We start from the raw sequence: 13,140 nt of genomic DNA on the forward strand, positions 1-13,140 counted from the left end.
TTACTCCAGTATGTCGGTCAGGGCTGCCACAACCCGATCCACGTCGGAGAGCGTCATGTCGGGGAAGAGGGGCAGGGTGCAGAGCCGTGACGAGTTCCACTCTGTGTTGGGTAGCGAAAGATCCGGATAGCGCTCCCGGTAGTACTTCTGGGTGTGGGCGGCGCGAAAATGCAGGCCACTGCCGATGCCTCGCTCCTGCAGCGCCTGCATCAGCTGATCGCGATCGAGGCCGCACTGCTCGGGGTCGACCCGCACCATGAAGAGGTGCCAGGCATGCAGATGGGGGTAGGTGGGGATGGCCAGCGGTGCCAGCGGCAGGTTGGCCAGACGTTCATGGTAGCGAGACACCAGTTCGACCCGCTTGGCATTGAGCTCGGGCAGGCGGGCCAGCTGCACCAGGGCGATGGCGGCGTTGATGTCGGCCAGGTTGTATTTGAAGCCCGGCATGATCACCTCCGCCTGCGGCTTGCGTCCCTGCGTCATGCGGTCGAAGGCATCGACTCCCAGGCCGTGAAATTTCAGCATGCGAGCCTTGTCGGCCAGCGCCTGGTCATCGGTCACCAGCATTCCTCCCTCGGCACAGGTAAGATTTTTGATGGCGTGGAAAGAGAAGATGGCGGTGCCGGTTTCCCCGACCCAGCGCGCGCGATAGCGGGTGCCGACTGCATGGGCGGCATCTTCGATGACTGGAATATCGTGCTGGCGACCCAGGGCGAGGATGGGGTCGAGGTCGACCGGTGCCCCTGCGTAGTGGACCGGGATGATGGCCCGGGTGTTGGGGGTGATGAGCGGCGCTATCTGGTCGGCGCTGACCATCAGAGTATCCCTGTCCACATCGACAAAGACCGGGGTGGCCCCCAGCAGGGTGATGATGTTGATGGTGGAGACCCAGGTCTGGGAGGGGGTGATCACCTCGTCACCCGGGCCAATCCCCAGCGCCATCAGGGTGACATGCATGCCCGCGGTCGCGGAGCAAAGCGCGACCGCATGCTGGCAGCCAAAGGTCTCGCAGAAACGCTGCTCCAGCTCATGATTTTTCGGGCCCGTGGTGATCCATCCCGATTGCAACACCTCGCTGACGGCACGGATCTCGGCCTCGCCCATGGCAGGCTTTGAGAATGGCAGAAAGTCTTTCATACGACTCCGGTCTTAATGTCGCAAAAAATAAAATGACGATGAAAATCTGCATTGCTGATTTTCACTGGAAATATGCCTGGGGAAAGTGTCGAGATTGCTCGATATATTTTGAAAGTAGCTGAATAACGAGTTTTTATTCAAGCGCACAGCAACACTTGGTAACAATTACTGCCGTTTTGATGGCGTGGCTTAATATGGAAATATCTCGTAACAAAAAATCGCTTGGCTTTATTTTAGGTTGGTGTTTAGCCACTTTTTTGACTGTCGCCATCTAAATCATCTGCTATTGATCAATAGGTTGGGTGTCATTCAGAATTGACATTGCTTGTTACAAATTGCCCGTAGTGCAATTGAGTAAAGGATGTAAAGTTTCCATCATTACGCATTATGGAAAAATCGTTATGAATATCACAGTGTTTGGCAGTGGCTATGTCGGACTGGTACAGGCAATTGTATTGGCAGATGTAGGGCACCAGGTTGTTTGTATCGATCTCGATGCAGATAAAATAAATAGATTATCCCATGGCGAATTACCAATATATGAGCCGGGACTGGATGTGTTATTACACCAGACATTGCAAAATGGCTCGCTGACATTCACCACGGATATTCCCATGGCGGTTACCCATGGTGACGTGCAATTTATCGCCGTCGGTACGCCCCCTGATGAGGATGGTTCGGCCGATCTGAGCGCCGTCAGGGCGGTGGCGAGATCGATTGCCCAGCATCGTGCAGATGAGGTGATCATCGTCAACAAATCCACCGTGCCGGTTGGTACGGCAGACAAGGTGTTTTACTGGGTCAGGGAGCAGCAGGCCGAACTTGGCAAGCAGTTTGAATTCGATGTGGTCTCCAATCCGGAATTTCTGAAAGAGGGGGCGGCCGTCAGGGATTGCCAGCGCCCGGATCGCATTGTTATCGGCACCGGCAAGGAGCGTTCCAGAGCCGTGATGCGCGAGTTGTATGAGCCATTTAATCGCAATCACGACCGCATTCTGTTTATGGATGTTCGCAGTGCCGAGCTGACCAAATACGCCGCCAACTGCATGCTGGCCACCAAGATCAGCTTTATCAACGAGATGGCCGGGCTGGCCGAGCGGGTCGGTGCCGATATCGAACTGGTGCGGCAGGGGATTGGTGCCGACCAGCGCATCGGCTACCAGTTTATCTATCCCGGTTGTGGTTATGGCGGATCCTGTTTCCCCAAGGATGTGAGGGCATTTCTGGCGACTGCAGCGGCCCTCGACTACGACACGCCGCTTATTCGTGCGGTGGAGCGGGTCAACGAGCGGCAGAAGTTCAAGCTCTTCGACACCCTGGCCTGCCACTTTCACGAGCGAGGCGAGTCGCTGGCGGGCAAGACCATCGCCATCTGGGGACTCGCCTTCAAGCCCAATACGGATGACATGCGCGAAGCGCCGAGCCGGGTGTTGATGGAGGCGCTCTGGCAGGAGGGGGCCCGGGTGCAGGCCTTCGATCCGGTGGCGATGAAGGAGGCACAGCGTATCTATGGTTGCCAGCCCGAGCTGTCGCTGATGGGGACCAGGGAGGCAGCGCTGGCGGGGGCGGATGCGTTGGTCATCTGTACCGAGTGGAACGAGTTCAAGGCGCCCGATTTTGCCCAGATCAGGAAGATGCTGGCGCACCCCCTCATCGTCGATGGTCGCAATCTCTACGATCCGCTCAAGATGAAGGGGCTGGGCTTTTCCTACTATGCCATCGGGCGTGGGGAGACCATTACAGAAGGTATGAGCCATGCAGAGTGCTGATATTTCGGAGCGCACGCTCTGCTGGATGTTGCTGCTGGTTACGCTGGTGCTGCTGTCTGGCCAGTTTGACCATCAGCTCTGGACCCCTGACGAGCCGCGTGAGGCAGCCATTGCACTCGAGATGTACCGCAATGGCGATTGGGTGGTACCGACCCTTGGCGGGCACAGCTTTATCGAGAAGCCGCCGCTCTTCTATATGGCCGCTCTGCCGTTTCTTGATGGGTTTGAATCCTGGCTGGGGGTGACCAATAGCCTGCGGTTGGCGGGCGTGGTCTGGGCGGCGGGTATGCTGCTCTTTACCGGCCTGCTGGCCTATCGCCTGCTTGGCAATAGATCGGCCGCGATCTGGTCGGTGATCGCACTGGGCACCATGGAAGGATTTATCATCAACACGCACTGGATTAGAACGGACAGTGCGCTTGCCTTCTTTGTCATATTTACCCTTTGGGCATTTTCAGAATATTACCTTGTAAGCCGTCGGTGGATGGCGATACTGGCCGGAATAGGGTTGGCGGGCTGTTTTATGGCAAAAGGTCCTATTGGGCCACTGACAGTTTTTTTTGGCTGGTTCCCGCTATTCTTCTTCGCTGCAAGATGTGCCGCCATCGACAAAAAACTGCCAGGATTTATCTGGCAGCATCTGCTGATGCTGCTCTGTTTTATATTGCCAGTGGCAGCGTGGATTCGTGAATTAATTAATCATGTCGATGGCGATGCTTTATGGAATGAGTGGTTCTGGCAGAATCAGGTAGGCCGCCTGACAGGCACCTCGACCGAACTCGGCCACATCAAGAAAGGGGCATATCTTTATTATTTATGGGGGATGGCTGAATATACCAACCCCTGGTTGCCATTCATTTTCTATTGGGGTTGGCAAACCATCAAACAGCGACGCTGGAGTCGTGAGAGGTTATTTCTGTTGTGCTGGGCAGTGGGCACCCTTTTGCTGTTAACCCTCTCATCCACCAAGCGCACCCTCTATCTTTTTCCGTTGTTGCCGGTATTTGCCATCATGCTGGGTCAGGTCAGCCTGAACTGGCCGGGATGGACGGCTCGCTATGGTCGGGGATGGCTCTGTTTCATGCTGCTGTTCTGTGTCGTGGTCATAGGGCTACCTCTGCTGGGCCCTTCACTACCGGTGGCCAGTCATGTTCCGGCAGACGTGCTACAGGTCGCCAGCAAGCTGGGGTGGCGTTATATCCCCGCCAGTATGCTCTTCGTGATTGCGCTGGCGCTGTTGTTGCGGCGCAAGGAGGTGCATGGCGCTACTCATGTTGCCAGCTCGGTGGCCATCATGTTTCTGCTCACCTTTACACTGGTTTACCCCTTGATCGATGCCGCCAAGGGAGTATCGGGAAAGATGGCCCGGTTGCTTGAGGGAATACCGCTCGAGAAGCGGGATCGCATCGCCGGCTGGCAATTGGGGGAGACGGAGCTTGGTCTGCTCTCTGCCTATGAGCAGATGCAGGTAATGAATCTGGACAGGGAGAAAGTGAGGGATGTGGTTGCCTGTCGTGATGCCCGGTTTGATGCCGTGTTGGTCAATGGTACGGCCGGGGAGAGGGTCAAGCTGCTGGAGGGGATTCCCTATCAGTTGCTGGCCCAGACCGCTCTGCGCTCGGACAAGGGGCAACTACTGACTCTGGTGACAGGATTACGGTGCCATTAAGCCATCTATTCCCATTCAGGGGCACTGTATGAGGCAATATGGCCGTGTGGTGACGGTTCCGCTCTTCCCGGCCTAGCGTCGGGCTGACAGCGGGTTTGCAACCCTTGGTGATAAGCGAACTTCACGATGCGGCCATCTCGCAGGTGGCTAATGAATGGGATAGATGGGGTGTGAGGGGCCGCGACCGCTATGGGTTGCAGGAACTTCACCCAGCCGGATTGGTGGATTGCAAAGATAAAAAAACCGATGCCTTGGCATCGGTTTTTTTATTACCGGTTTATCCGTATCACTCAGCCACGGCCGAGGCGGTTCTCCGGGTAGTTCTTGGCCAGCACTTCGCGGGCATGCTTGGCCAGCTGCGGCATCTTCAGGGCGTCGTAAGACTCGACCATGATCTCCAGTGCCTTCTCGGTTTCGGCTGTGTCGGGGTAGGTCTCGACAATCAGCTTGGCCCGGTTGGCGGCCGCGACCAGTGCATCACGCTTCACGTAATACTCGGCCACGCTCAGGTCATATCGGGCCAGACGATTCTTCAGGCCAATCATGCGAGCGCGGGCATCGGCGGCATAGACGCTGTTGGGGTAGTTTTGCAGCAGGGTCTTGAAATCCTGGAATGCCTGACGGGCATAAGCCGGGTCTTTGTCGTCACGACCGATACCGAACAGGCTCTGGAAGAAGTTGTAATCCGCCGCCATGTTGGTCAGGCCGCGCATATAGAATACGTAATCGATATTTTTATGCGCCGGATTGAGGCGGATAAAACGGTCGATATTGGCGATCGCCTGAGCGGTATCATCCTGCTTGTAGTAGGCATAGATGAGGTCAAGCTGTACCTGGTTAGAGTAGGCGCCGAACGGGTAGCGAGAGTCCAAAGCCTCAAGTAATTCAGTGGCTTGCACGTAATTGCCAACGTCCAGTTTGAGGCGTGCTTTCTGGTACAGGGTCTCCGGCGGTTCGTCGGGTACCTTGGGTTTGGTGCTGGAACAGCCTGTGATCAAGGTAGCGACCAAGGCGAGCGACATCAGCAGGTGAGACTTCTTTCCCATCAACAACATCCGGTCCATTTCCACGAAATTGGCAAAGTATCCGTTATGCTTGGCTAAAAGAAAAGCTAGAATACCCGGATTATTTCGAATTGATACCCCCCGCTCAAGAGACCATACATGAGCCAGCATATTGAACTGACAGGCGAATTCCAGGATCACCAATTCGGGCAGCGACTCGACCAGGCCCTGGCCGAATTGTTTCCAGACTACTCCCGCACCCGCATCAAGGAGTGGATTTTACAGGACAGAGTGACCCTGGACGGTCAGGTTGCCAACACCCCGCGCGAGAAGATTTTGGCCGGGCAGCAGGTGCATGTGAATGTCGAGCTGGAAGATGATACTCGCTGGGATGCCCAGGATATCGAGCTCAACATCGTTTATGAAGATGAACACATTCTGGTGATCGACAAACCAGCCGGTCTGGTGGTTCACCCGGGCGCAGGCACGCCGGATGGCACCATCCTCAACGCCCTGCTGCACCGCTACCCCGGCATTGCCGAGGTACCCCGCGCCGGTATCGTGCATCGTCTGGATAAAGACACCACAGGTTTGATGGTGGTTGCCAAAACCGTACCCGCCCAGACCCATCTGGTGGAAGCGTTGCAGGCGCGCCAGATCACCCGTGAGTACGAAGCGATCGCCATCGGTCACATGACCGCAGGTGGTACGGTTGATGCGCCCATAGGCCGTCACCCGACCCAGCGTACCCATATGGCCGTGGTGCCCAATGGCCGCCCCTCTGTGACCCACTACCGGGTGCACGAGAAGTTCCGTGGCCACACCCGTCTGCGTCTGCGTCTGGAAACCGGCCGTACCCACCAGATCCGTGTCCACATGGCGCACATCAAACACCCGCTGGTGGGGGATCCCGCCTACGGTGGCCGTCTGCGCCCGCTGCGCAACGCGACCCCCGAGCTGACCGAGGCGCTGCGCAACTTCCATCGTCAGGCGCTGCACGCCACCATGCTGCAGCTGGCTCATCCCATCACGGGTGAAGTGATGCAGTGGCACTCCCCCACGCCGCAAGACATGGTGGCGCTGATGGAGGTGCTGCGTGCCGACACCCTCGCCAATCCGGATGAATTGGTCTGGAAATAGTGGCTTGATTGAGGCACTGCACTCCTGAATAGCCCTCGCCAACCTGGACGAGCTGGTCTGGAAAGGGTGATGAATCTGGCGGTATTGCGACAACTTCTGCCGTAACCCGCCGATACAGCGCGTAGCACACAGAACCTTGAAACGGGGCGTCTTGACTGGTTGCAGCCAAGCGCCCCGTTTCCATTTGAACGATAGAGCGTGAAGGAGTGAGCAATGAAATGGCTTGAACCCGACTGGCCGGCACCAGCGTGCGTCCGTGCCCTTTCGACCACCCGGGATGGCGGAGTAAGTGAAGGGGTCTTTACCGGCCTCAATCTGGGGGCCCACGTGGGTGACGAACCGGTGCGAGTCGAGGCCAATCGGGCCCGGCTGCAGCAGGCGGCTGCCATCCCGGGGCCCCTCAACTGGCTTAATCAGGTGCACGGCACCGTGGTTCATCAGGTCAGCAGCCATTATCAGCAGGCGCCGGATGCTGATGCTGCCTGCGCCCATGAGGCGGAGCAGGCCTGCATCGTGATGACTGCTGACTGTCTGCCGGTGTTGTTCTGCGATCGGGCAGGTACCGTGGTCGCAGCGGCCCACGCAGGCTGGCGTGGACTGAAAGAGGGCGTGCTGGAGGCGAGCATCGTCGCCATGGGCTGCGAGCCGGGCGAGCTCCTGGCCTGGATGGGCCCGGCCATTGGCCCTACCGCATTTGAAGTGGGGGGGGAGGTGCGCGAGGCCTTTATGGCTGAGCAGGCTGAAGCAGAAGCTGCGTTCGTCCCTTCGTCCAACGACGGCAAATGGTTGGCGGATATCTACCAGCTGGCGCGGTTGCGCCTCGCCCGTGCCGGCGTTACCGCCGTCTATGGCGGCGAATACTGCACCTTCAGCGATAGCGAGCAGTTCTACTCTTATCGTCGCGACGGCCAGACCGGCCGGATGGCCTCCCTCATCTGGTTGGCCCGCTAAGCAATCACCCGCCAAGTAATAGCCCGTCTCTCTCAAGACCAGAGCCATATGAGAGAGGCGGGGATCATGTTCTTGTCCCGTCTTGCAGAAAAAATAACCAGTCCATGCCCTTGAAATAGCCCGTACGGGCCTCATCTTTCATCTCAGAAAGTTATGTTGTTTGCCGCGCAAGCGGCGTCTGCCTGTTTGAAGGGGGAGTGCAATGCGCCTCGATCGCCTTACCAGCAAATTCCAGATTGCTATTTCCGATGCCCAGTCTCTTGCGCTGGGTCGTGACCACCAATTTATCGAACCCGTTCACCTGATGACCGCACTGGTCAATCAGGATGGCGGCTCTATCCGTCCGTTGCTCACCCTGACCGGGATGGATATCAATGCCCTGCGCTCCCGTCTCGGTGAGGAGCTGGATCGCCTGCCGCGCGTCAGCGGCGTAGAAGGGGACGTGCAGCTCTCCAACGGCCTCGGCCGCCTGCTCAACGTCTGCGACAAACTGGCCCAGCAGCGCAAGGATCAGTTCATCTCCTCCGAGCTGTTCGTGCTGGCAGCCCTCGACGACAAGGGAACGCTGGGTGAGCTGCTGCGCGCCCAGGGGCTGACCAAGGAGAAACTGGAAGCGGCCATCGACAAGGTGCGTGGCGGCAAGAAGGTGGAGGATGCCAACGCCGAGGAGAACCGTCAGGCGCTGGAGAAGTACACCATCGATCTGACCGAGCGGGCCGAAATCGGCAAGCTCGACCCGGTGATCGGCCGTGATGACGAGATCCGCCGTACCATTCAGGTGCTGCAACGCCGCACCAAGAACAACCCCGTGCTGATCGGTGCTCCCGGTGTCGGCAAGACCGCCATCGTGGAGGGGCTGGCCCAGCGCATCATCAACGGCGAAGTGCCGGAAGGTCTCAAGAACAAGCGGGTGCTGTCGCTGGACATGGGGGCGCTGGTGGCCGGTGCCAAGTATCGCGGTGAGTTCGAGGAGCGGCTCAAGGCCGTACTGACCGATCTCGCCAAGGAGGAGGGCAACGTCATCCTCTTTATCGACGAGCTGCACACCATGGTCGGTGCCGGCAAGGGCGAAGGGGCGATGGACGCGGGCAACATGCTGAAACCTGCGCTGGCCCGCGGCGACCTGCACTGCGTCGGCGCCACCACCCTGGATGAGTACCGTCAGTACATCGAAAAAGATGCCGCGCTGGAGCGCCGTTTCCAGAAGGTGCTGGTGGAAGAGCCGACAGTCGAAGACACCATCGCCATCCTGCGCGGCCTGAAAGAGCGTTACGAGCTGCACCACCATGTGCAGATCACCGACCCCGCGATTGTGGCGGCGGCCCAGCTGTCGCACCGCTACATTGCGGATCGTCAGTTGCCGGACAAGGCCATCGACCTTATCGACGAGGCGGCAGCCAGCATCCGGTTGCAGATCGACTCCAAGCCCGAGGCGCTCGATCGTCTCGAGCGGCGCATCATCCAGCTCAAGCTGGAGCAGCAGGCGCTGATGAAGGAGGACGATGACGCCAGCCGCAAGCGTCTGGAGCTGATCAATCAGGAGATTGGCGAAAAAGATCGGGAATACAACGAGCTGGACGAGGTATGGAAGGCCGAGAAGGCCGCCCTTGCCGGCACCCAGCATATCAAGGCTGCGCTGGAGCAGGCCCGTCAGGATCTCGATGTGGCGCGCCGCGCAGGCGACCTGGGTCGGATGTCCGAGCTGCAGTACGGCCGCATTCCGGAGCTGGAGAAACAGCTGGATCTCGCCACTCAGGCCGAGATGCAGGAGACCAGTCTGCTGCGCAACCGGGTCACCGACGTGGAGATTGCAGACGTCTTGGCCCGCTGGACCGGTATTCCGGTCGCCCGCATGTTGGAAGGGGAGCGCGACAAGCTGCTGCGGATGGAAGATCAGCTGCACAGCCGGGTGATTGGTCAGGAGGAGGCGGTCGATGCGGTCTCCAACGCCATTCGTCGCTCTCGTGCCGGTCTCTCCGATCCGAATCGCCCCATCGGCTCCTTCCTGTTCCTGGGGCCCACCGGGGTGGGCAAGACCGAGCTGTGCAAGGCGCTGGCGGAGTTCCTGTTCGATACCCAGGATGCCATGGTGCGGATCGATATGTCCGAGTTTATGGAGAAACACAGCGTGGCCCGTCTGGTGGGGGCGCCTCCCGGATACGTGGGTTATGAAGAGGGTGGTTATCTGACCGAGGCTGTGCGCCGTCGTCCCTACTCGGTGATCCTGCTGGACGAGGTGGAGAAGGCGCATCCGGATGTGTTCAACATCCTGTTGCAGGTGCTTGATGATGGCCGCCTGACCGATGGTCAGGGTCGGACCGTCGATTTCCGCAACTCGGTGGTGATCATGACCTCCAACCTCGGGTCGGATCTGATTCAGGAGCACCACTCCGAGAAGGATTACGACGAGATGAAGGCCATGCTGATGGATGTGCTGACCCGCAGTTTCCGGCCGGAGTTTATCAACCGGATCGACGAGACAGTGGTGTTCCACCCCCTCGGCGAGGAGCACATCAAGTCCATCGCCCGCATCCAGCTCAAGAGCCTGATGGGCCGTCTCGAGGCTCAGGGTTACGAGGTGGAGGTGAGCGAAGCGCTGCTCGAGAAGCTGGTCCACGCTGGGTTCGACCCCGTCTATGGGGCGCGGCCTCTCAAACGGGCGATCCAGCAGAAGGTGGAGAACCCGCTGGCGCAGGCGCTGCTCTCCGGTAGCATCGTTCCGGGCAAAAAACTGGTGCTGGGGGCCGACAGCAACGGCCTCACCATGACCCAGTAACTAGTCTCGCATCTATATTTGCAACGCCAGCCCTCGGGCTGGCGTTGTCGTATCTGGTGGCGGGGATTCGGGCGCAAAAAAACGGCAATCCGAAGATTGCCGGGAGGAATGTAGTGACGCGACCTGACGTGGGTTGAGCGGGTCGCAGGGGCAAGCCCCCGATTGCGAAGCAAGGCCGCTGCCGGTCTTGCCTCTTACAGCCTGCCGGGGATGCGCTCGCTCAACCCCGACGGCCACCTGCCTGTTGCCATGCCCGCGCGATGACGCCAGCATAGCCTTCATTCGTTACAGCATGCCTTGCACGGCGGCTTTCATCTCGGCCGGCCAGACACCAACCTGCACCTGACCAATATGCTCTTTTTGCAGCAGCAGCATGGCCAGACGGGATTGGCCGATGCCGCCGCCGATGGTCTGCGGCATCCGTGCGGCCAGCAGATCCTGATGCCAGTCATACTGCAGGCGATCCTCGTCGCCGGTGATGGCCAGCTGGCGGCGCAGCGCCTCGGCATCGACCCGGATCCCCATGGAGGAGATCTCGAAGCTGTCTTGCAGCACCGGGTTCCACACCAGAATGTCACCGTTCAGACCCGCCAGACCCAGCTCGTTGTGGCTGCTCCAGTCGTCGTAGTCCGGGGCGCGCACATCGTGGCGCTCACCGTGGGAGAGGGCACCGCCGATACCGATCAGGAACACGGCGCCCAGCTCTTTGGCGATGGCACGCTCGCGACCCTTGGCATCGAGGTCCGGGTAACGGGCCAGCAGCTCTTCGCTGTGCAGGAACTGGATCTCGGCTGGCAGGAAGGGGGTCAGCTCATGCTCGGCGCAGACTGCGCGCTCGGTGGCCTTGATGGCGGCCCAGATACCGCGCACGGTTTCCTGCAGATAGGCCAGATCGCGGCGCTCGCTCGGCATCACCTTCTCCCAGTCCCACTGATCCACGTAGACGGAGTGGATGGGGGTGAGCTTGTCTTCATCCGGACGCAGTGCCTTCATGTGGGTGTAGATCCCTTCGCCCGGGCCGAAGCCGAAGCGACCCAGGGTCTGACGCTTCCATTTGGCCAGTGAATGGACCACTTCGTAGCTGTGCTCCGGCAGGGTTTTCACTTTGACCTGCACTGCATTCTCATGGCCAGAGAGGTTGTCCTGAGTGCCATCACCGACACGGCTCAGAATGGGGGCTTGCACCTCCATCAGACCCAGTTGCTGGGCGAGTTGGCGGGAGAACATCTCTTTGACGAAGCTGATCTGCTGTTGGCTGCGAATGTAGTGCTGTTTCATGCTGAATTCCTGTTTCAAACCCCGTTGGATGTGGTGATTCTTCAACGGATTGCCAACCAAATTCAATATTCGATAATAAAAATAGGCTTTGTGTGTTTTTTTCTTCAAAATAAGGATGCTTTTAATGACGTATCGCTAACGGGAGGACAAAAAAATGCCGGAAAATTACCGGATCGATAATCTCGATCAAGCCATCCTCTCCGCTCTGATGGAGAATGCGCGTATTCCTTATGCCGAACTGGCGAAACAACTGGCAGTCAGCCCGGGCACCATCCATGTGCGGGTGGAGAAGATGAAACAGGCGGGGATCATCGAGGGGACACGGGTGCAGGTTAACCCCAAGAAGCTGGGTTACGACGTCTGCTGCTTTATCGGGATCAATCTGAAGAGTGCCAAGGATTACCCCTCGGCACTGGCCAAGCTGCAGGCGCTGGACGAAGTGGTGGAAGCCTACTACACCACGGGCCACTACAGCATCTTCATGAAGGTGATGACACGCTCCATCGACGAGCTGCAGATAGTGCTGATCAACAAGATCCAGACCATCGACGAGATCCAGTCCACTGAAACCCTGATTTCACTGCAAAACCCGATCCTGCGGGATGTGAAACCCTGACCCCTTGATCAGGGTTCGATATAGGGGATGGCGTACTTGTCGTAGAGGGCCTTGAGGCTGCCGTTTCGCTTCATGCGCAGCAGCTCGGCATCGTAGGCCGCCATCAGGGCGGGGGTCTGTGCATCTGCTCGTGCGCGGGCCCAGGTGTTGAAGTAGGGGCTGCTCTTGAGCGGTTTGGGCAGGTAATCGACCTTACCCGTCAGCCCCTCCTCCTTGATCTGGGTGAAGGCGGTGACCAGCGGCATGGGCACGGTATCGATCCGTCCGGCCAGCAGTTTACGCAGTTGCAGCTGGTTCATGGTGATCTCCTGAAACTGATAGGCCGGGTCGGTCATGGCCGCTGCCAGTTCAGGGGTATAGGAGAAATCCTTGGTCACGCCGATGCGCCAGGGTTTGAGATCGGCCAGCGTTTCGTAGCGGATCTTCATCAGGTCCGCCTTGCGTACAAAGAAGTGCCAGCTGTGGCGAAGATGGGCCTGTTGGGGATAGATGAGATAACTCTCCCGCTCCGCCTTGTAGGAGTGGGTCATCACCAGGTCGCAGGCGCCGGTTTCGGCATTGCGGGTGAGGCGGGCACCGGAGTCGGCCAGCTCGATCCGAAAGGGCGTCTCCAGCTTGTCGAATATGGCGGTGACGATATCGATATCAAGACCCTGGGGTTTCTGATCGGCATCGAGATACTTGAGCGGGGGCTCCATGGTGCCGCAGATCACCAGCTCTTTGGCGGGCAATCCGAGTGGAAACAGCAAACAAAACAGGGGGATCACACGCAAACTACGTCTCCTGAGCCCGTTTGAAGA

General features: G+C 58.6%; 10 protein-coding genes. 6 read left to right on the plus strand and 4 right to left on the minus strand.

All coding sequences use genetic code 11. The features are described from left to right. Window positions 1-1,137 (minus strand): UDP-4-amino-4-deoxy-L-arabinose aminotransferase, encoded by a 1,137-nt coding sequence (gene arnB / locus G5533_RS13715; RefSeq protein ID WP_216952254.1) that lies wholly within the window; start codon window positions 1,135-1,137, stop codon window positions 1-3. 401 nt (window positions 1,138-1,538) lie between these two features. Here arnB and G5533_RS13720 point away from each other — a divergent pair, with 401 nt between their 5' ends. Both G5533_RS13720 and G5533_RS13725 read left to right on the plus strand, forming a co-directional pair. After that, window positions 1,539-2,906 carry a UDP-glucose dehydrogenase family protein gene (locus tag G5533_RS13720; RefSeq protein WP_216952253.1) on the plus strand — a complete coding sequence of 456 codons (1,368 nt, stop codon included), beginning with the start codon at window positions 1,539-1,541 and terminating at the stop codon, window positions 2,904-2,906. Next, window positions 2,893-4,575: an ArnT family glycosyltransferase gene (locus G5533_RS13725; RefSeq protein ID WP_421255806.1), complete on the plus strand. Its 1,683-nt coding sequence runs from the start codon at window positions 2,893-2,895 to the stop codon at window positions 4,573-4,575. Before G5533_RS13720 ends, G5533_RS13725 begins: the two co-directional genes overlap by 14 nt. A 290-nt stretch (window positions 4,576-4,865) precedes the next feature. Here G5533_RS13725 and G5533_RS13730 read toward each other — a convergent pair whose 3' ends face one another. Next, window positions 4,866-5,621, minus strand: a complete 756-nt coding sequence (locus G5533_RS13730) for an outer membrane protein assembly factor BamD (protein WP_005339769.1) — start codon at window positions 5,619-5,621, stop codon at window positions 4,866-4,868. 117 nt (window positions 5,622-5,738) lie between these two features. Here G5533_RS13730 and rluD point away from each other — a divergent pair, with 117 nt between their 5' ends. From rluD to clpB, 3 genes are all read left to right on the plus strand, one after another. Further along, window positions 5,739-6,719: a 23S rRNA pseudouridine(1911/1915/1917) synthase RluD gene (gene rluD, locus G5533_RS13735; protein ID WP_227341786.1), complete on the plus strand. Its 981-nt coding sequence runs from the start codon at window positions 5,739-5,741 to the stop codon at window positions 6,717-6,719. Between the two features lie 213 nt (window positions 6,720-6,932). Beyond that, the gene (pgeF, locus tag G5533_RS13740) at window positions 6,933-7,670 is read left to right on the plus strand and encodes a peptidoglycan editing factor PgeF (RefSeq protein WP_441254902.1); all 738 of its coding nucleotides are present in this window, start codon (window positions 6,933-6,935) and stop codon (window positions 7,668-7,670) included. A 202-nt stretch (window positions 7,671-7,872) separates the two neighbouring features. Continuing rightward, window positions 7,873-10,446, plus strand: a complete 2,574-nt coding sequence (gene clpB, locus G5533_RS13745) for an ATP-dependent chaperone ClpB (RefSeq protein ID WP_441254904.1) — start codon at window positions 7,873-7,875, stop codon at window positions 10,444-10,446. Between the two features lie 285 nt (window positions 10,447-10,731). Here clpB and asnA read toward each other — a convergent pair whose 3' ends face one another. Next, window positions 10,732-11,724, minus strand: coding sequence for an aspartate--ammonia ligase (gene asnA, locus G5533_RS13750; RefSeq protein ID WP_058056217.1), 993 nt, complete (start codon window positions 11,722-11,724; stop codon window positions 10,732-10,734). A gap of 154 nt (window positions 11,725-11,878) precedes the next feature. Here asnA and asnC point away from each other — a divergent pair, with 154 nt between their 5' ends. Continuing rightward, window positions 11,879-12,340 carry a transcriptional regulator AsnC gene (gene asnC / locus G5533_RS13755; RefSeq protein ID WP_216979927.1) on the plus strand — a complete coding sequence of 154 codons (462 nt, stop codon included), beginning with the start codon at window positions 11,879-11,881 and terminating at the stop codon, window positions 12,338-12,340. 8 nt (window positions 12,341-12,348) lie between these two features. Here the strand turns inward: asnC and G5533_RS13760 are convergent, their stop codons facing one another. Beyond that, on the minus strand, window positions 12,349-13,113 hold the full coding sequence (locus tag G5533_RS13760; RefSeq protein WP_216979928.1) for a substrate-binding periplasmic protein: 765 nt from the start codon (window positions 13,111-13,113) through the stop codon (window positions 12,349-12,351). Window positions 13,114-13,140 lie beyond the last annotated feature (27 nt).

The sequence above is a fragment of the Aeromonas sp. A600620 genome (assembly GCF_029479985.1).
GTDB lineage: Bacteria > Pseudomonadota > Gammaproteobacteria > Enterobacterales > Aeromonadaceae > Aeromonas > Aeromonas veronii_A.